Origin of the sequence: Streptomyces mutabilis (genome assembly GCF_046628145.1) — a bacterium.
In the GTDB taxonomy this organism is placed as follows: Bacteria; Actinomycetota; Actinomycetes; order Streptomycetales; family Streptomycetaceae; genus Streptomyces; species Streptomyces mutabilis.
On sequence record NZ_CP176874.1, the window covers coordinates 7,513,498 to 7,532,285 of the forward strand.

Below are 18,788 nucleotides of genomic sequence, written 5' to 3' on the forward strand. Positions count from 1 at the left end.
TCGGCGTGACACACCGGCACCGCCGCCGCCGACGTGGTCCGACCCCGCCCGCCGGCCACCCGGTCCGAACTCGGGCCGTCAGTCGACCCGTACGACGAACTTGCCCCGCACTCCGCCCGCTTCGAGCGCCCGATGGGCCGCGCCGATCTCCTCGAGCGGGAACACGGTGTCCACGACCGGACGGATCGCGCCGTCCGCCACGTAGGCGGCGAGGTCGTTGAAGAGCGCGGTCCTCGGATTGCCGCTGAAGAAGCGCACCCGGCGGCGGCCGTGCACGGTACTGGCCAGCAGGTAGCCGAGGGAGGCGACCGGGCGATCCAGGTCGAAGGCGATCGTCACCATGCGGCCGGCGGGTCCGAGCAGCCGCCGGTGGGCCGCGAGGTCCTTGCCCACGGTGTCGAGAACCACGTCGTACCGGCCGAGGTCGGCCGGGCCGGTGGCGCGGTAGTCGTAGGCCTCGTCGGCGCCGAGGCCGCGGACGAGGCCGAGGTTGTCCGCACGGGCCAGCCCGGTGACGTGCGCCCCCAGCGCCTTGCCCAGCTGGACGGCGACATGGCCCACGCCGCCCGCCGCGCCACGCACGAGAAGGCGCTCGCCGGGGCGCAGCCGTGCCTTGTCGCGCAGCGCCGTGATCGCCGTGGTGCCCGCGGGGAGCGCGGCCGCCTCGACGGCGTCGAGCCCCTTCGGGATCCGCCCCAGCTGGCGCGGGCGGACCGCGACGTACTCGGCCGCGCTGCCGAATCCGGAGGTACGGGGCATGATGCCCCAGACGCGGTCGCCCACGGCGGGACCGGTCGCGGCCGGGCCGAGCGCGACGACCTCGCCGGCGAAGTCGAGACCCGTGCGCTGGGGGAACTTCCGTCCCGACACGAGCCGCACTCGGCCCGCTCGGGCCAGCAGCTCACCACCGTTGACGCTGGTCGCCCGCACCCGCACCAGCACCTCGCCGGGTCCCGGGGCGGGCTTCGGCGCCGTCCCCACGTACAGCACCTCGGGGCCGCCGAAGCGGTCGTGCATGGCGGCTCGCATGGTCTCGGACACTGTCTGCACCCCGTTCGTCGCGGCACGTTCGCCGTCGATCTCGTTCGTCGTGGCACGTTCGCCGTCGATGTCGTTCGTCGTGGCACGTTCGCCGTCGATCTCGTTCGTCGTGGTTCTCGTCTCGAACGTACGATGCCAAGTGGACGCCATCGTCCACTTGGCCCGGAGGTGAGAAGGATCGACGAGAAATCCTCTCGGTTGCGCGCCGACGCCCGGCGCAACCGGCAGCAGATCCTCGACGCCGCCCGCGAGGTCTTCACCCGGCACGGCGTTCAGGCACCGATGTCGGCCATCGCCCGCAGGGCGTCAGTGGGCGTCGCCACGCTCTACCGGCGCTTCCCCACCCGTGACGACCTCATCCGGGAGGTGTTCGCCGAGCAGGTGGAGGCCTGCACGGCCGCGCTCGACGAGGCACTGGACGACCCCGACCCGTGGCGCGGCTTCTGCCACGTGATCGAGAAGATCTGCTCCCTGCAGGCCGCCGAACGGGGCTTCACCACCGCCTTCCTCGACGCCTTCCCCGAGACAGCCGCGGACCACTCCCGCCGCCGGCTGGACGGAGAGCGCGGCTTCGCGGCCCTCGTGCGACGGGCACAGAGCGCCGGGCAGTTGCGCCCGGACTTCCACCCGTCCGACATCACCGTGCTGCTGCTCGCCAACAGCGCGCTGACCGGCACCCCCGATCCCGAGGCCGCCTCCAGGCGGCTCGTCGCCCTGCTCCTCGACGCGTTCCGGGCCGGCACCGAACGGGCGCCACTGCCGCCGCCGACCGGCCTCGACCTCGCACATCTGCACGCCCCTGCGTCGTAGGCGGTCCGGCGCCGCACCCATTAGCAGAACTCCCGCCCCGAGGTGGCCCCATTTCGTGACAACGGCCCGATTTCCTCCGTAACGGCATTCATCCGGCCAACATGCCGCCGTCCTCCGTCCCGCGGACAACCGAGCATCCGGCGCGTTCCTCTCACAGCGCGACCACAGCAAGGGCCCTCCACCGCGTCGGCCCGGAGGACGAGGGAACGATGACCAGACCGCGCACCACCCGGCTGCGGCGCCCGCTGCTCGCCGGCACCACGATCGTCGCCGCCCTGGCAGTGACGGCCGGCCTCGTGGCCGCCGCCTCGGAGCCGGCGAAGGCGGCCACGAAGCCCAGGCTGAGCCTCATCGCCGCGACCACCTCGCTCACGCTCACCTCCTGGAAGGAGGATCCGGGCGTCCACCTCGACCTCGGCACCTACCTCACCGCCGAGGGGACGCCGCTGGAACTGAAGGTGACCCGCAAGTCCTACAAGGACCCGGTGACCATCACCCAGACCGTCTACGAGGGCGGCACGGCCAAGGCGAAGAAGCTGCCCGGCGGCACGGTGAAGGACTTCTCCGGCCTGCCCGGCTTCGTGCGGATCACCGTCACCGACAAGGCCGGCAAGAAGGTCCTCAGCCGTGCCGAGGACTTCTGCCCCAACAACGCCAGCGGGCGGGTGCGCCCCGACGCGCCCGCCACCTCGAAGTATCCGGAGAGCTGCCCCACGAACCCGTTCACCCTCGGTTCCGTGTGGGGCGTCGAGAAGGGCTGGGCCGCCAACACGTACGGGGGTTCCTACTCCGAGCCGGTCCAGCTCGGGGCCGGCACGTACACCGCGAAGGTCGAGATCGCCAAGAAGTACCGCGACCTGTTCGGCATCGCCGACAAGCCGGCCACGGTGAAGCTGACCGTCGAGGAACGCAGCTTCGAGGACGAGCCGATGTCCCGGTCCGCCGCGGCCGGCGAGCACGCCGGACACGGGGCGGCGCACGACGCGCCGACCGCGCACGCGGGCCACGGACCCGGTCACGCGCCGACGCCCGCCCAGGCCGCCGCGCCGGTGACGAGCGGCGCCGGCCCCACGTACAACGTGGGCCACGGACCGCTCACGGCGGCGCCGCCGGCCCTGCCGTGGGCGCTGAAGAAGGAACAGGCCGTGCGCTCCACCCGGGTCGGTGACGCGAGCGGCCAGACCGACGGCTCCCGCAGGGCCCCGGCGCTCCGGCCGCTGTCGAAGCGACCCGCCGGGAAACCCTCCGTGCCCGACGTGCCCAAGCCCGACCTGCGCTCCCTGCCCGCCTACGGCATCGTCGTCAGCGACGGCGAACAGGACGTCCCCGGCAAGGACTACCTGGCCTTCAGCGCCAACGTGTGGAACGCCGGGCCGGCCCAACTGGTGGTGGACGGCTTCCGGTCGCCCGGCAAGGCCAAGATGGACGCCTACCAGTACTTCTACGACGCCGAGGGCAAGCAGGTCGGCTACACCCCGACCGGCACCATGGAATGGGACCCGCGCCCCGGCCACATGCACTGGCACTTCACCGACTTCGCCAGTTACCGCCTGCTGAAGGCGGACAAGAAGGAGGCCGTGCGCAGCGGCAAGGAGGCCTTCTGCCTGGCCAACACCGACGCGATCGACTACACGGTGAAGAACGCCAACTGGCACCCGTACAACACCGACCTGGCCACCGCCTGCGGCGAGGAGAACTCGATCTCCGTCCGCGAGGTGCTGGACGTCGGCTCCGGCGACACGTACTCCCAGGACCTGCCGGGCCAGTCCTTCGACATCACCGGCGTTCCCAACGGCACGTACTACATCCAGGTGCTGGCCAACCCGGAGAAGCGGCTGAAGGAGACCGACCTGGACAACAACAGCGCCCTGCGCAAGATCGTGCTCGGCGGCAAGCCGGGCAAGCGCACGGTGACCGTGCCGCCGCACGACCTGGTGAACGCCGGCTGACCGGACGCCGCGGAGGTCACCGACGCGGCGTGTCCACGAGGCGGTCCAGCGACGGAGCCAGCACCGGGGCGAGTGCCTCGGCGTACGCCTCCGACAGGTGACTGCCGTCGCGGTAGACGGCGGTGTCGGCGACGACCACGGGACAGATGCCGGTGCGGGGGACGCAGAGCCAGGGGGTGGGATCGATGACCGTCGCGGCCGTCTCGGCCGCGGCGGTGCGTACGGCGAGTCCACGGGAGGCGTCGCGGATCGCGCCCGGCAGGTGGTTGGCGCAGGCGCGCAGTTGCAGCGAGTTCCTGGCGGTGCAGTCGATCGGGTCACCCGACGGCCAGGGCGTGTCGAGCAGCGCGGCGACGCGGGCGCCGGAGGTGCCGAGCTCCCGGAAGGTCCTCTCGAAACCGGAGGCCCACTGGTGCAGGGAGTCGGCGGCCGGGCGGGCGGCGTCGCCGGCGTCCGAGGAGGAGACCACGACCAGAGCCGGGCGCAGGGTCTTGATCCGCGCCACGGCGTTGGAGCGCCAGGTGTCGCAGGCGGTGTACGGCTCGTGTTCGCTGACGATGGTCACGTCGGCCACCTTGCAGGAGGCCTTCGTCAGCGAGACCAGCCTCCATCCGCGTGCGGTGGCGAGCCGTTGCAGGGCGGGGAACCACTGGGCCGCGTGGGAGTCCCCGAAGAGGACGACCGTACGGGACGATGTCCGGTCGCCGTAGACGCAGGGGCGGGTGACGCGGACGGCGGAACGGTCGACGTGGCAGCCGTCCCGGTAGACCGCGGAGCGGGACGACTTCACCTCGGTCAGCGGCGGGGCGAGGTTGCTGGGCAGGGCGGTGGGGGACGACGCCAGGAGTTCGCCGAGGCGTGTCCGCGGGGCCGGCGCGTCGGCGAGGGTCCGTGCCAGCGCGGGGGCGGGGCCGCCGACCTCTATCGTCGGCGGGACCGCCGTCGCCGTCAGGGACAGCGCCGAGACTCCCGCGGACAGGGCGGCCCCGAGGGCCAGGGCACGGCGGGGGCGCCCGCGGAAGGCCCGGTGGTGGCGGACGGGGTTCTCGACGAGGCGGAGGGTCAGCCACGCCAGGCCCAGCGCCGCCGCGGACAGCCCGAGGGCGAGCGGCACTTCGGCGGTGCCGTCGGCGCGGCCCAGTGCCGCCGGGACTATGACCAGCAGCGGCCAGTGCCACAGGTACCAGCCGTACGAGAGCCCGCCGATCCACACGAGCGGTCGCCGTTCGAGCAGCCACCCGGCACCGTACCGGGTGGCCGTGCCGCCGCCCGCCAGGACGAGCACCGTGCCGACGACCGGCACGAGCGCGTGGTGGCCGGGGAAGGGCGTCGCGTCGTCGTACCGGACCGCGGCCAGGGCGACGCAGGCCAGGCCCAGCCAGGACAGCGGGGCGGCGACGGCGGCCGGCAGCCGGGCCGGCCGGGCGGCGGCCAGTGCCAGGAGCGCGCCGGCGCCCAGTTCCCACGCGCGGGTGACCGAGCCGAAGTACGCCCAGGGAGCCGAGGAGTTCGTGACGAGCACGCCCGCCGCGAAGGAACCCAGGCACAGGACCGCCAGCGGCGCCACGACCAGCCGGCGCCGGCCGCGGGCGACCCGCCAGGTGAGCAGCAGGAGCAGCGGCCACACCAGATAGAACTGCTCTTCCACGGCGAGCGACCAGAAGTGCTGGAACGGCGACGGCGGACTGTCCTGCGCGAGGTAGTCCGTACCGGTCGCCGCCAGGCGGAAGTTGACCGTGTAGAGCGCGCCGGCGAGGGCGTCACCGGCGTACTCGGCGAGCCGGGCCTTCGACAGGAACAGCCACGCCCCGCCCAGTGTGACGGCGATGACCAGGGACGACACCGGGAGCAGCCGCAGGGCCCGACGCGCGTAGAAGGAACGGAGCGACACCCGCCCGGTGGCGGCCAGTTCGCGCAGGAGCAGCGAGGTGATGAGGAAGCCGGAGATCACGAAGAAGACGTCGACACCGACGTAACCGCCGCCGACGTGGGACACCCCGCTGTGGGAGACCACCACCAGCCCGACGGCCACCGCGCGCAGCCCCTGGATGTCGAGCCGCAGGGCGTGGCCCTCGGGTGGTGCCGACCTGCCGGCGGCGGGGGCGGCAGGTGTCTCGGCGGACATGACGCTCGGCATCAGGGGTGACTCCTCGGGGCGGCTGAGATGCTTCGGCATGGAAGATCTGTCCGGCCCCCGGGCGGGGTTCCGCCGTTGTGCCCCGACTTGGCGTCAGCCGGGAGGATTCAATCGGGGGACACCCCCGGTTCACCCCTGCTCAGCCGGTCGGCCCACCCGGCGCAGAGCCAGTACCGCGTTGTGGCCTCCGAAGCCGAAGGAGTTGCTCAGGACCAGGTCGCCCGCGGCCGGGAGGGTCCGCGGTCCGCCGCGGACGAGGTCCAGGTCGACGGCGTCGTCGACTTCGGTGCAACCGACCGTGGGAGGCACCACCGCGTGGTGCAGGGTGAGTACGGCGGCGACGGCCTCGACCCCGCCCGCGGCGCCCTGGAGATGCCCCAGGTGACCCTTGAGAGCGGTGACCGGCACATCGCGTCGCCCCAGCACGCCACGGACCGCCCGTGCCTCGGCGAGGTCGCCGTCGACGGTTGCGGTGGCGTGCGCGTTGACGTGGACGACGTCCTCGATCCGGCCGCCGGCGTCCCGCACCGCCCGCCGCAGCGCCAGCGCGATGCCGTCGCCGGACGGATCCGGGGCCGCGACGTGGTGGGCGTCGGCGGACAGGCCCCAGCCGGCGGCCTCGCAGTAGATGTGCGCCCCGCGGGCGCGGGCGTGCTCCTCGGACTCCAGGACGAGTATCCCCGCGCCCTCGGAGTTGACGAAGCCGTCACGGTCCTTGGCGAACGGGCGGGACGGCGACCCCGCGGACGGGTCGCCCTCGGCCAGGGCGCGCATGGCGGCGAAGGACGCCATGATCGCCGGCGTGACGACCGCCTCGGCGCCGCCCGCGAGGGCCACGTCGACCCGGCCGTACCGGATGCGGTCGACGGCCTGCCCGATCGCCTCGGTGCCGGAGGCGCACGCGCTGGTGACGGTGCGGGCCTCGCCGGTGATGTGCAGGTCGAGCGAGACCTGCGAGGCGGCCTGCGAGGGGACGGTCATGGGAGTGGTGAGCGGGGAGACACCGCGCGGCCCCTTCTCCCGCAGCTTCCGGTCCCCGCCGACGAGCACCGACGCGTCCCCGAGGATGGCGCCCAGGCTCACGCCGACCCGCTCCGGGTCGAGGCCGCTCTCGCGGGTACCGCCGTCCGCGTACCCGGCGTCGGCCCAGGCCTCACGGGCGGCCAGCACGGCGAACTGGGCGGCGCGGTTCATCCGCCGTGCGGCCTGCCGGGGCAGCAGCCCGGCCGGGTCCACCGGCACGGTCCCGGCGATCCGCACCGGCAGTCCGTCGAACTCCTCGTCCGCCAACTCCGTTATGCCGTGGCGCCCTTCGAGCAGACCTCGCCACAACTCGCCGGTACCGACGCCCAGCGGGGTGACGGCGCCGAGCCCGGTGACGACGACGCGCCGCACTCCGGCCGCCTCGGCCTCCCGTACGGGGCGCGGGTCGTGCCGTACGACGTTGCCCTCCCGGTCGGCCTCGGCGGCCCACCGGCGCACGTCGGCGTCGGTCACGCCGTCGGCGTCCTGTTCGGTGTCCCGGTGCCAGGCACCCCAGCGGCGTACGTACGTCACGTGCGCGGCCTGCGGGTCGACGGCGCGAAGGCGGGTGATCCGGTCCCCGTCGCGGAACTCGACGTCGTCCAGGGCCGGCGAGCTCACCAGCGGTACCGCGGCCACGTCGAGCCGCCGCCCGGCGACGGTCACCCGCTGCTCGCGCCGCAGCTCCTCCTCGTGGTCCACCCCGCCCAGCGGCGGCCGCAGCACGACCAGGATCACCTCCGGGGACGCGGGCTGCGTGTGCGTGACCACGTGCCACCGGTGCTGAGCCGCGTCCTCGTGGGACAGGGCGAGCAGATCTCCGGGGACGACCTCGGCGGCGGTGACCGTGTACGGGCGTATCGGTACTTCAGGCGTTTCGGGGGAGTGGGTCATGTCAGTGCATGCTCTCTTTGGTCCGAACTGTCGTACTGGTAGCGCTTATGAGTGTTCTGCACGAAGTGCGAACCGGCTATTGTTGAACCCAGGACATGTCCGTTTTGTACCCGTCTACCTGGCGGGTGACACGTGACACACCGACAAAAGGCCGTCGGCGATGGGGAGTTGGCAGAGCGAGATGGCTGTGTGTGAAACGTCACGCACCGCAGAGCTGACGATCACTGGGGTGGAGGGCGGGCGGGCCCTTCAGGAAGACGCTCCGTAGCGGGCGGCCATCGCGGCGGCCCGCTCACGCAGAGCGGTCCGCAACGATGCCGGGGCCAGGGCCTCCGCGTCCGTGCCGAGCTGCCACAGTGCCCACTCGGCGTGCCGCAGATCCTGGAACGTGACCTCCAGCCGCAGCCGGCCGTCCGCGTCGGACTCCGCGGCGCGCACGGCCACCGCGGTACTCAGCAATTCCTCGCGCCGCTGCGGGTCCACCCGTATCGACACGGCGATGTGGTCGCTGGACAGGAACCGCGCGCAGCGTTCCCGCCAGACCTGGTCCAGGTCGACCCGGTCGGGCCGTTGCGCCGGTTCGGGGAGTTCCTGGGCGGCAAGTACGCGCGTCAGCCGGTAGGTGCGGTCCGCGCCGGCCCTCGTGGCCAGCAAGTAGCCCCGGTCGCGAACGGTGACCAGGCCGATCGGGTCCACCGTGCGCCACCGCGGTTCCTGGCCCGTGGCCGCGTAGTGGAGGCACAGCTTGTGGCCGGCGAACACCGCGCGCCGGATCTCGGTCATCGCCGCGTCGGACATCGGCTCGGGGGCCGAACGGCGTGAGAGCAGGTCGGTCTCCGGCTCGACGAGAATTCGACGGGCCGCGTCGCTCGCGGTGTCCCGGTGGGGTTCGGGCAGCGCGTCAACCATTTTGCGCATGGCCGAAGCGAGCGCCGAGCCGAGGCCGAAGACCTGCTCGCCGCGCCCCGATCCGGCAGTCAGCAGGGCAAGGGCCTCGTCGCGGTTGAGTCCGGTGAGCTCGGTCCGGAAACCGGGCAGCAGTGCGAACCCGCCGTGCCGGCCGCGTTCGGCGTAGACCGGGACACCGGCCGCGGACAGCGCCTCGATGTCGCGCAGGACGGTACGGGTGGACACCTCCAGCTCACGGGCCAGCGTGTCCGCGGTCAGCCGACCGCGCTGACGGAGCAGCAGCACGAGTGACACCAGCCGATCGGCGCGCATCCGAGAACCCTATCGATTACATGACCAAGGGTGTCGTGATTCCCCGCAACGCTTGTGCACCGAGGTCGACGACGGCGACTACCGCCCCGACGACCGTACGTACCCAAAACCGAACGGAGCAGATGTGGCAGTGGAACGAACGGCAGTCAACCCCGTGAAGTGGTCGGTGGACATGGGATTCAACCAGGGCGAGATCGTGTCCGGGCACACCCGGACCCTGTACTGCTCCGGACAGACCGCGATGAACGGCGACGGCAGGCCCCAGCACGACGGCGACATGGCCGCACAGCTGGCGCTGAGCCTCGACAATCTGGAGGCCGTGCTCGACGAGGCGGGCATGTCCCTCGCCAACCTCGTCCGGCTCAACGTGTACACCACCGACGTCGATCTGCTGTTCCCGCACTACGGAGTGCTGGCGTCGCGGCTGGGCGCCGCCGGGGTGGCACCGACCACCACGATGCTCGGGGTGACACGCCTGGCGATCCCCGGCCAGCTGGTCGAGCTCGAGGGGACCGCCGTCGCTTGACGCGACCGCGCCGCCTCCGCCCGCCCGGGCCGGTGAACGGGCAGGGGAGGGCGGAGGCCGGATCGGTTCGTCGAGAGTGTGGAGCCCGTCTCAGGTCCCGGTCGAAGCGGAGGCATCGTCTCCCGCGGGAGGGAGACGGTCCGCCGCGACGGTCGGGAGCGCGAGCGGGCCGGTCCGGCTCGGGACGCCTCCGCCTTCGACAGTGTCCCGACCGCAGCGGTCTCATGGGTCGACGAGGGTCTCCCGGCCGGCGGCGTCGCCGACTTGGGCCGGCGGTGCCTCCCGGGGAGCGGGAAGCGTTCGTCCCAGACGGGCGAGTGGGGACAGGGCCATCAGCGCCGGCGACAGCAGCATGCCCGCGGCTGCGACCAGGAGACCGGTGCGTGTTCCCCAGACCTGCGCGAGACAGCCGCCGAGCAGCGAGCCCAGCGGGGCGAGCCCCATGCCGACGAAGTTGATCGTCGCGGCCACGCGGCCCTGCATCCCGTCCGGGGTGAGGGTCTGCCGGACGGCCATGACCGTGACGTTCACCAGCTGGCTGAAGACCCCGAAGACGAGATTGACCGCGACGAGCGCGAGAACCGTCACCGCGGAGCTGCCGTGCAGCGCGGGCACGCACAGGAACACACCGTCACCGAGTGCTGCCGCGGACACGAGCACGGTGCCGTACCCGAAGCGGTTCGGCAGGCGGGCGGCCAGCAGCGAGCCCAGGAGCGCGCCGGGGCCCGTCGCCGCGAGTGCCAGCCCGACGGCGGTGCCCGACAGGTGCAGTTCCCGTGGCAGGTGCAGGAGATAGACGGTCATCACCGCCGCGAAGGAGAACTGGAAGGCGGCCGAGGCGAGGCAGACGGTCCGCAGCGAGGTGTCGCCGGCGACGAAGCGCAGGCCCTCGTGGATCCGGCGCCAGACCCGGAGAGGGTGTTCCGAGCGTTCCGGGACGGATTCGCGGCGACGGATCCGTCGGACGGACAGGAACGACAGCGCGAAGAACACCGCACTGGTCGCGACCGCGATCGGCGCCGACAGCCAGGACACCAGCGCACCGCCGAGGGCGGGACCGCCGATCTGCGCGGCGGACCGGCTGCCCTCGAGCGCGCTGTTGCCCCGCACCAACTGGTCACGCCTCAGCAGCCGTACCGAAGACGCCTGGTACGCCACGTCGAAGAAGACGGACAGGGCCCCGACGGCGAAGGCCAGCACGAACAGCGTCCACAGGCCAAGGCCGCCGAGGAGGCCGGCCACGGCGGCGGCGCCCAGAACCAGGGCGCGACCGGCGTCCGTCAGCACCATCAGCGTGCGGGTCCGCCACCTGTCCACGCACGCCCCGGCGAAGAGCGACAGCAGCAGGATCGGCGCCTGGCCCGCCGCGCGCAGGGCGCCCAACTGGCCGGCACCGGCGTCGAGTGCGAGGACGGCGAACAGCGGCAGAACCACCAGCGCCGCATGCTCACCGAGTTGGGAGGCCGTCTGGCCCACCCAGAGCCTGCGGAAGTCGCCGTCCCGCCACAGGCTTGACGGAACGGGCACATCGGAACCGGGTGCGACGGAGGAAGAAGACGGCACGGGGACCCCTCGGACGGCCGAAGACGAGACCCGCCGACCGGCGCACGAGCGGTGCGCGCAGTGCACCGACCGTCTCCGGCAGCGGGAAAGAAAAAGGGCTCGCTGTGCCGCGCGTCAAGGGCAGCACGCGATGACCGGCCGCTCAGGGCCTCGGCGTCAACGCGTGCTGGGACGACCGACCATGTCTTCGCTCCTCGGGAGTCACTCGCTGCGCGAACACTAGCCCCTTCGGGCGAGCCGCGAAACGTCCTTTCTCGCCGGTCCCGGGCGGCATCCGGCGAGGCAGGCGCCGCTGGCAGGCCGGCAGCGGGTGCGCGGCTTCCTACGGGCGTCGTACCCGGGAGCCGATGGGGAGGTGCTGCCGCCGTACAGGGTGGGGGGCGGCCGTACCGGGGACTCGGCGCCGGGACCGTGCGAGCGTCGGGACCGTCCTACTCGCCCGGGGCCACCAGCCCCGACTCGTACGCGAAGACCACCGCCTGGGCTCGGTCGCGCAGGTCGAGCTTGGTGAGGACGCGGCTCACGTGCGTCTTCACCGTCTGCTCGGCCAGCACCAGCGTCGACGCGATCTCCGCGTTGGACCGGCCGCGGGCCACCAGGGTGAGGACCTCGGTCTCGCGTTCTGTCAGGGCCTTGAGCCGCAGCGCGGGCTTGCCCCGGGTGACGGGACGTTGCCGTGCGAAGTCCGCGATGAGCCGGCGCGTCACGGAGGGCGCGAGCAGCGCGTCGCCCGAGGCCACCACGCGTACCGCCGAGATGAGGTCGGCCGGCGGCGCGTCCTTCAGCAGAAAGCCGCTCGCTCCGGCCCGCAGCGCCTCGTAGACGTAGTCGTCCACGTCGAACGTGGTGAGCATCAGGACGCGCGGCCGGTGAGTCACTCCCGGCGGGGGCGAGAGGAGCCGGCGCGCGGCCTCGAGGCCGTCCATCTCGGGCATGCGAACGTCCATCAGCACCACGTCGGGACGGGTGCGGCGGCTCAGCTCGACGCCCTGCGCACCGTCGGGGGCCTCGCCCACGACGTCGATGTCGCTCTGGGCGGCCAGCAGCGCGGCGAAGCCGGCCCGCACCATGGCCTGGTCGTCGACGATGATGACGCGTGTGGTCACGTGAGGTCCTTCTCGGTCAGGGGAAGCAGGGCGGCCACCCGGAAACCGCCGTCCGGCAGCGGTCCCGTGTCGAGGGTGCCGCCGACGAGCCGTACCCGCTCGCGCATGCCGACGAGGCCGTGCCCCGTGTCGCCCTCCTCGAAGGGCGCGGCGGACGGCTCGGGCGGCGGCCCGTTGACGACGAGGACGATGAGCCGGGCACCGTCCTCGGAAGCGGACTCCGACACCGACACCCGCGTCGGGGCACCCGGCGCGTGCCGCACGACGTTCGCCAGCGCCTCCTGGACGATGCGGTACGCGGACAGGCCCACCGCCTCGGGCACGTCGGCGTCGCAGGGGGTGAACTCCACCGGTACGCCCGCCCGCACCGTAGCCTCCACCAGCTGCCCGATCCGCGTCAGACCCGGCTGGGGCACTAGCTCGCCCTGCGCCTCCTCGTTCCGCAGTACGCCGAGGAGCCGGCGCATCTCGCCCAGGGACTCCCGCGCGGTCGCCGCGATGGAGGTGAACTCCTCCTGCACGTCCGGCGGCAGCCCGTCGAGACGGTACGCGGCCGTGTCCGCCTGCACCGTGATGACGGACATGTGGTGCGCCACCACGTCGTGCAACTCGCGAGCGATACGGGCGCGTTCCTCCAGCAGGGTCCGCCGGCCACGCTCGGCCTCGCTGATCGTCTCCTGCTCGGCCAGCCTGCGCTGCGCCTCGTACCGCTCGCGGAGCGCGGCGACGAGCAGGAGCGTGACGCCGCTGAGGATGGTCAGCAGCAGGCTCATGGCGTCGGTGCCGTGGGGCGCGACGAACCCCAGGCCGGCGTTCGCGCCCGCCGTCGCCAGCCACACCAGCAGCAGCGTCCGGCGCCGCTCGCGCAGGGCGAGGGCGACGCACAGGCCGATGTACCCGACGATCTCCATGGGCGGGAACGGCCACAGCAGCCGCTCCTCGAAGTCGACGGTGAGCAGGGCGAGCGCGCCGGCCGCGTCCGCGGCGAAGATCACGCACCAGGCCCGCAGCGGGCGGACGACGGCGAGCAGCAGCGGTGCCGACTGCGCGACGGCCAGTGCGCTCGCCACGCCGCCGTTGAGGCCGTAGTCGGCGGTGAGCACCTGGATCGTGGTGGGCAGCAGGGCGACGCACAGCACGAACGCCACGCCCCACGGCAGCAGCCGCACCCACCGGCTGGACGCGCCCGCGAGCAGTGCGCGCGGACGGTCCTCCTCCACTGAGGTCATGGGCACCACCTTATGTGCGACGTGTGCGCGGCGGTTCCCCCACTTCGCGCAGGCGTCGCGGGACCTGACGGCAGAAGGCGACCGCCAGGGTCCAGTCGCCCGCGGGAGCGTCGGCCTCGTACCGCAGGTGTACGGGGGTGCAATCCGTCCGCCTCCCTCGGTCTCGTCCGGGTTGACAGCGAGGACGGTAGGGAGACGGTGCGGTGCGGGGCGTCACACCAGGGAGCCAAACCGGTGTGATACCCGGGTAGGGGGTGGGCCAGTCGCCCACCGGGGCCGTCAGGGGGCCCGAGAGAGGAGGCCGGCAGCCCGAGCCGACCGGATCTGCCGCCGCCGGCGGCGTGGCCGACGGTACCTGTTGCCAGTCCTCGCCCGCGGCGAGCACGGGGAGTCCCGCGATCGCGGCGGCCGTCGACCCCGCGGCGGCGGGCGAGGCGGCGGCCTCGCGAGGAGCGAGCAGGAGACCGGCCGCGGCCGCTCCCATGGCCCCGGCCAGCGCCCTGCGCCCCGGATTCCTGGCACCGTCGTGCGTGTGGCTGTACATGCTCACCTCAGCCGTTCTCCCGTGTGCGTCCGGCCCCCGTCCGGGGGCCGGGCGCGGTGTCAGGAGACGGGAGTTCCGAAGATCCCCAGCTCGTGGATCGAGTAGCCCCAGGTCGTCTTCCGTTCGACGCCCTGCACACGCACGTGGCTCACGGCCTCGTCACCGGGGAGCCGGACGACGTCGTTCCCGCAGCCGTCCGGGCGCTGCGTGGACACCGTCTCCCAGTTCACCCCGTCCGTGGAGGTCTGGACGGTGTACTCCGTCGCACACGCGCTCTCCCAGGCGACGGTCACCGCCGCGACCTTCGCCGGGGCGGCGAGTTCGATCTGCACCCACTCGTCGTCCGAGTAGCCCGAGGCCCAGCGGGTGCCCACCCGGCCGTCGTTGACGTGACGCGGGGCCAGCCGGTCGAGGTCCTGCTCCACGCTGGAGGCCGAGGCCGTCCCCTTCAGGGCCAGGTTCTCCGCGCCTCCCGCGGAGTCCCACAGCTGGAGCCGCAGGCCGGCCTCGAAGAGGAACGTGTCGAGCACGCCGTCGCCGACCTTGGGCTGGACCGCGCCCCAGGAGTTGCGCGGGGGATCGATCCGTACGGCGCGGGCCTGCCGTTGCAGTTCGTCGGACTCGGCCAGCAGCCGGTCGGAGGTCTCCTTGTCGCCGGCCTGCCGGGCCGCGAGGGCGTCGAGCATCCTCACCGTCGCCGTGCCCCACAGCTCGGTGGCGTCCAGCCAGGCGGCTGCGTCGACGGTGAACCCCTTCTCCACCCGGCCGCCGCGGATGGTGGCCGGCGCACGTTCCACGGTCCGCGCGTAGGCGCGCAGGGACCTGACCGCTCCGGCACGGTCCCCTTCGTCCCACGACGCCCAGAACTCCGCCACACGGCGGGCGAGTTCCGGTGCCTGGGGCTGCCAGGGCGTGTCCCCGAAGGTCGGCGCCATGTGTTCGAGGTCGCCGAAGACGAGCAGGGCCTCGGTGGCCTTCCGGTCGCCGCCCGCGAGGTAGGCCATGGCGCTCCGCCAGTTCTTCACCGGGTCGTAGGCGCGGTCGTTCCAGGTGAAGTCCGCGGTGCCGAAGACGGCCACCTTGCTGGCATAGGGCTGGTTCATCGGGTTGGCCACGATGCCGGACAGGTGCTCGGACAGGCCGGCCTCCCGCTTGGCGTACGGCGCGAGGAGCAGCCGCCCGGCGGTGTTGCCGAAGTCGTTGACCGGGTAGTTGTCCCAGACGAAGACGTCGCGGCCGAAGACCTTCGAAGCCTGCTCCGCCTCGTCGTCGGTGATCTGTGTGGGCACGACGCCCACGCCGGTCCACTGGACCTCGACCGCCGGGTCCAGGGTGCCGCGCAGGGCCTGCTTGTAGGCCGAGTCCGTGTTGTTGTAGTACTCGGTGGGAACCATCTGCAGCGGCCACGTGCCCTCGTGCGTGGCGACGAAGGTGCGCTGGACGTCGTTGAGCAGGTCGACCTGCGCCTTGCCGGCGGCTCCCGCGCCCGGTTCGCCGTACGCCGCCCGGTCGGCCTCGCAGTTCCAGCGGGTGTAGTTGATGTCGTCGAGCGGGATGGAGAAGGCGCGGGTCCCCAGGTCGTACAGCGCCTGGAGCTTGTCCTTGAGCGCCTTGCGGTCGGCGGGGTCGGAGTAGCAGATCGACTCCCCCGGGGAGACGGCGAAGGTGAAACGCACGTGGTTCGCCGTGGCCCGGTCCACCAGCTCACCCAACTCGGCCAGCTTGTCCGCCGGGTAGGGCTCGCGCCACTTGCCCCGGTGGTAGGGGTCGTCCTTGGGCGCATAGATGTACGTGTTCGCCTTGACGTCCCCGTAGAAGTCCATCTGGTCGAGGCGTTCGGCGTGGGTCCACGGCTGCCCGTAGAAACCCTCGATGGTGCCCCGCAGCGGCATCGACGGGAAGTCGCTCACCCGCACACCCGTCACTTTCCAGGTCGTGCCGCTCGCGCGGACGAAGAGCTGGCGCAGGGTCTGTACGGCGTAGAACTGCCCGGCGGCGTCCTTGCCGCCGAGCGTGATCCGCGAGCCCTTTCCGGCTCCGGTGGCCAGCAGGGCGTAGCCCTCCGCACGGTCCGGCACCGACGTGCTCCCGAGCGCCTCCGCGATGTCGGGGCGTGTGCCCGGGCCCAGGCGCACGGTGAGCAGGCCGGCGGCGGCCCTGGGTTCCTTTCCGGGGGCGACGACGTCGACCCGTGCGGCGCCGTGCGCCTTCAGTTCCCTCACGAGCCGGTCCCGGGCGGCCGCGTCGGTGGTCTCGTCGGCCACGAGGATCACTCGGCCGGTCACGACGGCGTCCTCACCTGCGGAGGTGAGGGACTGCGGGGTCGGCGAGACGGTCGGCACGGCGGATGCCGCGCTGGGGTGGGGGTCCGCGGCAGCGGCCGGCAGCGTCTCGAGTGCCATGGTACTTGCGAGTGCGAAGCAGAGACCGACCGTGGTCATGGTGCTCGCGCGTCTTTGCATGGACTCTCCAAGCTTGGTCTGGACCAACAAGTTCCCTTGTCCTAAAGGATGATGGGGGATCGGTGGCGCAAGAGGTAAGACGTGTGGGGTCTAGACCTCTTTGTTCATTCCGTTTACTCTGGCCAACGCCGATCGCCGAGCACATGCGCGCCGTTCGAGGCGCGCACAGGCCGCTCCGGACGCAGCGAAGGGAGCGGCCCGCTCCCGCGCGTCACGTCGTGGCGGCCCTCCGGAAGCGGTGATCACCACCCGGCCTTCGGGGCTGGAGCGAGTACGCGCACGGCAGCGTCATGGATCACCGAGCGACCCCGGCCACCCCGGGCCCGACGGCACCGGGGAGATCCGGCCGGACCATGAGTCCCGCCACCGGCCACCACGGATCGGCCCCGCCCGACGGGGTCGGCCGCCGCTGCCGCTCGAGCCACCACTTCGGCACGACCGCCCGCGGCCGGTGGCCGTAGGCTGATCGGCGAAGATGGCTGGGTCAACCAACTGCCGGTGAGGGGTGTCCGTTCCAGATGGCTCCGTCCGCCTCGGGTCCGAGGCCGCCCACGATCACGGACGTCGCACGTGCCGCCGGGGTGTCGCGTACGACCGTGTCGCACGCCCTCAACGGGCTCGGCAAGGTCGACCCCCGCACGCGCGAGCGCATCCGGCAGGTGGCGACGGAGCTGGGTTACCGGCCGAATCTGCGGGCGCAGCGGCTCAGGCGCGGGCAGGCGAAGGCCATCGCGCTCGCCTCCTCGATGCCGTTCGCGGTGGCGGGCGGACCGTCCCGGCTGGGCTTCTACATGGAGGTCGCCGCCGCGGCGGCGGAGAGCGCCCTGCTCCACGACTACGCGCTCGTGCTCGTGCCGCCCGTGCAGTCGGGTTCGGCGCTGTACTCCGTCGACATCGACGGGGCCATCGTGGTCGAGCCGGACGTCGAGGACGCGGCGGCCGCCCAACTGCGCGAGCGCGGACTGCCGTACGTGGCGCTCGGCCGGCCCGTGGCGCCCGAAGAGGACGCCCCGTACGTCGACCTGCGCGGCCACCTGGTCGCGGACATGCTCCTGGATCATCTGCGCGAGCAGGGCGCCGCCCGCCCGGCGCTGATCGTGGGCGCCGGCTCCCGGCACTCGTCCGTGGAAGCGGTCGCCGCCTACGAGGCACGCGCCGAGGAGCACGGCTGGACGCCGGTCGTGGCGAGGGTGCCGGAGTCGGGCGGCGAGCAGGCCGGGTACGAGTGCTGCGCCGCCCTGCTCGCCGAGCACCCCGGCATCGACGCCGTCTGCGCGCTCGTGGACGCCTTCGCGGTGGGGGCCGTCCGGGCGATCCGGGACAGCGGGCGGGCCGTACCGGACGACGTCATGGTCGTCACCCGTTACGACGGCCTGCGCGCCCGCACCTGCGAGCCACCGCTCACGGCGGTCGATCTGCACCTGGACCGGGCGGCGGCCGACGCCGTGGAACTGTTGCTGGGACGGCTGCGCGGGGACACCGCCGCGCCGTCGGTGGCCGTGTCCCCGGAACCGAGGGTGATCCCGCGGGCATCGTCGGGGCGTACCGCCCGGACCTGAACCCGGACGGTACCGGCCCGTCACACCCCCAGCATCAGGACGAGCCCCGAGACCAGCGCGAAGACCAGCACGAAAAGGCGCGTCCTGCGGGCGTCCAGCCGGTGGTGCACCAGACGGCTGAGCCACGCGCCCACGGCGATCGCGGGCAGCAGCACGACGGCCCGGCCGAGCTCCGTGACCTGTGCCTCCCCCGTGCCGAACAGCAGCGCCAGGGAGGCCACTTCTCCGACGAGGAAGCAGGCGGCAACGGTGGAGCGCAGTTCGGCGGGCGGCCGGTGCTGGTAGACCAGCGCCAGCGGGGGCCCGCCGACGCCGGTCGCGGTCTCCGTCAGCCCGGTCACCGCACCCGCGCCGACATAGGCGGCCCGGCCCGGCGTGAACGCGGGCGCGGCCAGGCTCACCACTGCCGCGAGCACGGTGGCCACGCCGACGAACACACCGAGGCTGCGCTCCGGGATCAGCCAGAGCACCGCCAGCCCGGCCGGGGTGGCGGCGAGCCGCGCCGCGGTGATCCAGCCCGCGCCGCGCAGGTCGAGCGACGCCCGCTCCCGCCAGGCGACGTACAGATTGAGCGGGATCATCGACGCCAGGACGAAGACCGGGACCAGGTGGGGATCGATGATGCCGGCCACGGGGGCGACGATCAGTGCGAAGCCGAGCCCGCTGCTGCCCTGGACGAACGCGGCCACGGCCACCGTGACCGCGAGGATCATCAGTGTCGCGA

At 72.8% G+C, this 18,788-nt stretch carries 13 protein-coding genes; 4 read left to right on the forward strand and 9 right to left on the reverse strand.

The features are described from left to right. Positions 1 to 78: 78 nt before the first annotated feature. Complete coding sequence (locus ACLIN4_RS33660) at positions 79 to 1,029, reverse strand: NAD(P)-dependent alcohol dehydrogenase (RefSeq protein ID WP_100044363.1); 951 nt, start codon at positions 1,027 to 1,029, stop codon at positions 79 to 81. A gap of 180 nt (positions 1,030 to 1,209) precedes the next feature. On the opposite strand from ACLIN4_RS33660, the gene ACLIN4_RS33665 reads away from it, so the two are divergent. Both ACLIN4_RS33665 and ACLIN4_RS33670 read left to right on the forward strand, forming a co-directional pair. After that, on the forward strand, positions 1,210 to 1,851 hold the full coding sequence (locus tag ACLIN4_RS33665) for a TetR/AcrR family transcriptional regulator (RefSeq protein WP_381912017.1): 642 nt from the start codon (positions 1,210 to 1,212) through the stop codon (positions 1,849 to 1,851). A gap of 209 nt (positions 1,852 to 2,060) precedes the next feature. Continuing rightward, on the forward strand, positions 2,061 to 3,800 hold the full coding sequence (locus ACLIN4_RS33670) for a lysyl oxidase family protein (protein WP_290012698.1): 1,740 nt from the start codon (positions 2,061 to 2,063) through the stop codon (positions 3,798 to 3,800). 16 nt (positions 3,801 to 3,816) lie between these two features. Here ACLIN4_RS33670 and ACLIN4_RS33675 read toward each other — a convergent pair whose 3' ends face one another. The 3 genes from ACLIN4_RS33675 to ACLIN4_RS33685 all read right to left on the reverse strand — a co-directional run bounded on the left by ACLIN4_RS33675 (position 3,817) and on the right by ACLIN4_RS33685 (position 9,075). Continuing rightward, positions 3,817 to 5,976 (reverse strand): acyltransferase family protein, encoded by a 2,160-nt coding sequence (locus ACLIN4_RS33675; protein ID WP_381939533.1) that lies wholly within the window; start codon positions 5,974 to 5,976, stop codon positions 3,817 to 3,819. Positions 5,977 to 6,066: 90 nt separating this feature from the next. Continuing rightward, the gene (locus tag ACLIN4_RS33680) at positions 6,067 to 7,854 is read right to left on the reverse strand and encodes a beta-ketoacyl-[acyl-carrier-protein] synthase family protein (RefSeq protein WP_290012696.1); all 1,788 of its coding nucleotides are present in this window, start codon (positions 7,852 to 7,854) and stop codon (positions 6,067 to 6,069) included. Positions 7,855 to 8,103: 249 nt separating this feature from the next. Next, the gene (locus tag ACLIN4_RS33685; protein WP_289908294.1) at positions 8,104 to 9,075 is read right to left on the reverse strand and encodes a helix-turn-helix transcriptional regulator; all 972 of its coding nucleotides are present in this window, start codon (positions 9,073 to 9,075) and stop codon (positions 8,104 to 8,106) included. 130 nt (positions 9,076 to 9,205) lie between these two features. Here ACLIN4_RS33685 and ACLIN4_RS33690 point away from each other — a divergent pair, with 130 nt between their 5' ends. Continuing rightward, on the forward strand, positions 9,206 to 9,601 hold the full coding sequence (locus tag ACLIN4_RS33690) for a RidA family protein (protein ID WP_100044336.1): 396 nt from the start codon (positions 9,206 to 9,208) through the stop codon (positions 9,599 to 9,601). A 222-nt stretch (positions 9,602 to 9,823) separates the two neighbouring features. On the opposite strand, the gene ACLIN4_RS33695 is transcribed toward ACLIN4_RS33690, so the two are convergent. From ACLIN4_RS33695 to ACLIN4_RS33710, 4 genes are all read right to left on the reverse strand, one after another. Then, positions 9,824 to 11,128 (reverse strand): MFS transporter, encoded by a 1,305-nt coding sequence (locus ACLIN4_RS33695; RefSeq protein WP_257101422.1) that lies wholly within the window; start codon positions 11,126 to 11,128, stop codon positions 9,824 to 9,826. 467 nt (positions 11,129 to 11,595) lie between these two features. Next, a complete protein-coding gene (locus tag ACLIN4_RS33700) occupies positions 11,596 to 12,270 on the reverse strand; it encodes a response regulator (RefSeq protein ID WP_100044335.1) in 675 nt (224 codons plus the stop codon). After that, positions 12,267 to 13,499 carry a sensor histidine kinase gene (locus ACLIN4_RS33705; protein ID WP_107476332.1) on the reverse strand — a complete coding sequence of 411 codons (1,233 nt, stop codon included), beginning with the start codon at positions 13,497 to 13,499 and terminating at the stop codon, positions 12,267 to 12,269. Before ACLIN4_RS33705 ends, ACLIN4_RS33700 begins: the two co-directional genes overlap by 4 nt. Positions 13,500 to 14,102: 603 nt before the next feature. Then, the gene (locus tag ACLIN4_RS33710; protein ID WP_290012693.1) at positions 14,103 to 16,445 is read right to left on the reverse strand and encodes a beta-N-acetylglucosaminidase domain-containing protein; all 2,343 of its coding nucleotides are present in this window, start codon (positions 16,443 to 16,445) and stop codon (positions 14,103 to 14,105) included. 578 nt (positions 16,446 to 17,023) lie between these two features. Between ACLIN4_RS33710 and ACLIN4_RS33715 the strand changes: the two genes are divergently transcribed. Then, positions 17,024 to 18,064, forward strand: coding sequence for a substrate-binding domain-containing protein (locus ACLIN4_RS33715; RefSeq protein ID WP_107476333.1), 1,041 nt, complete (start codon positions 17,024 to 17,026; stop codon positions 18,062 to 18,064). 20 nt (positions 18,065 to 18,084) lie between these two features. On the opposite strand, the gene ACLIN4_RS33720 is transcribed toward ACLIN4_RS33715, so the two are convergent. After that, positions 18,085 to 18,777 (reverse strand): sulfite exporter TauE/SafE family protein, encoded by a 693-nt coding sequence (locus tag ACLIN4_RS33720; protein WP_107476376.1) that lies wholly within the window; start codon positions 18,775 to 18,777, stop codon positions 18,085 to 18,087. Positions 18,778 to 18,788: the final 11 nt, after the last annotated feature.

What these genes read in the sequence shown, in the direction of transcription:
- ACLIN4_RS33715 (WP_107476333.1), top strand. Translation starts at nt 17,024, where the DNA reads ATGGCTCCGTCCGCCTCGGGTCCGAGGCCGCCCACGATCACGGACGTC.
- ACLIN4_RS33660 (WP_100044363.1), bottom strand. Translation starts at nt 1,029, where the DNA reads ATGCGAGCCGCCATGCACGACCGCTTCGGCGGCCCCGAGGTGCTGTAC.
- ACLIN4_RS33680 (WP_290012696.1), bottom strand. Translation starts at nt 7,854, where the DNA reads ATGACCCACTCCCCCGAAACGCCTGAAGTACCGATACGCCCGTACACG.
- ACLIN4_RS33685 (WP_289908294.1), bottom strand. Translation starts at nt 9,075, where the DNA reads ATGCGCGCCGATCGGCTGGTGTCACTCGTGCTGCTGCTCCGTCAGCGC.
- ACLIN4_RS33710 (WP_290012693.1), bottom strand. Translation starts at nt 16,445, where the DNA reads ATGGCACTCGAGACGCTGCCGGCCGCTGCCGCGGACCCCCACCCCAGC.
- ACLIN4_RS33675 (WP_381939533.1), bottom strand. Translation starts at nt 5,976, where the DNA reads ATGCCGAAGCATCTCAGCCGCCCCGAGGAGTCACCCCTGATGCCGAGC.
- ACLIN4_RS33670 (WP_290012698.1), top strand. Translation starts at nt 2,061, where the DNA reads ATGACCAGACCGCGCACCACCCGGCTGCGGCGCCCGCTGCTCGCCGGC.
- ACLIN4_RS33720 (WP_107476376.1), bottom strand. Translation starts at nt 18,777, where the DNA reads ATGATCCTCGCGGTCACGGTGGCCGTGGCCGCGTTCGTCCAGGGCAGC.
- ACLIN4_RS33705 (WP_107476332.1), bottom strand. Translation starts at nt 13,499, where the DNA reads ATGACCTCAGTGGAGGAGGACCGTCCGCGCGCACTGCTCGCGGGCGCG.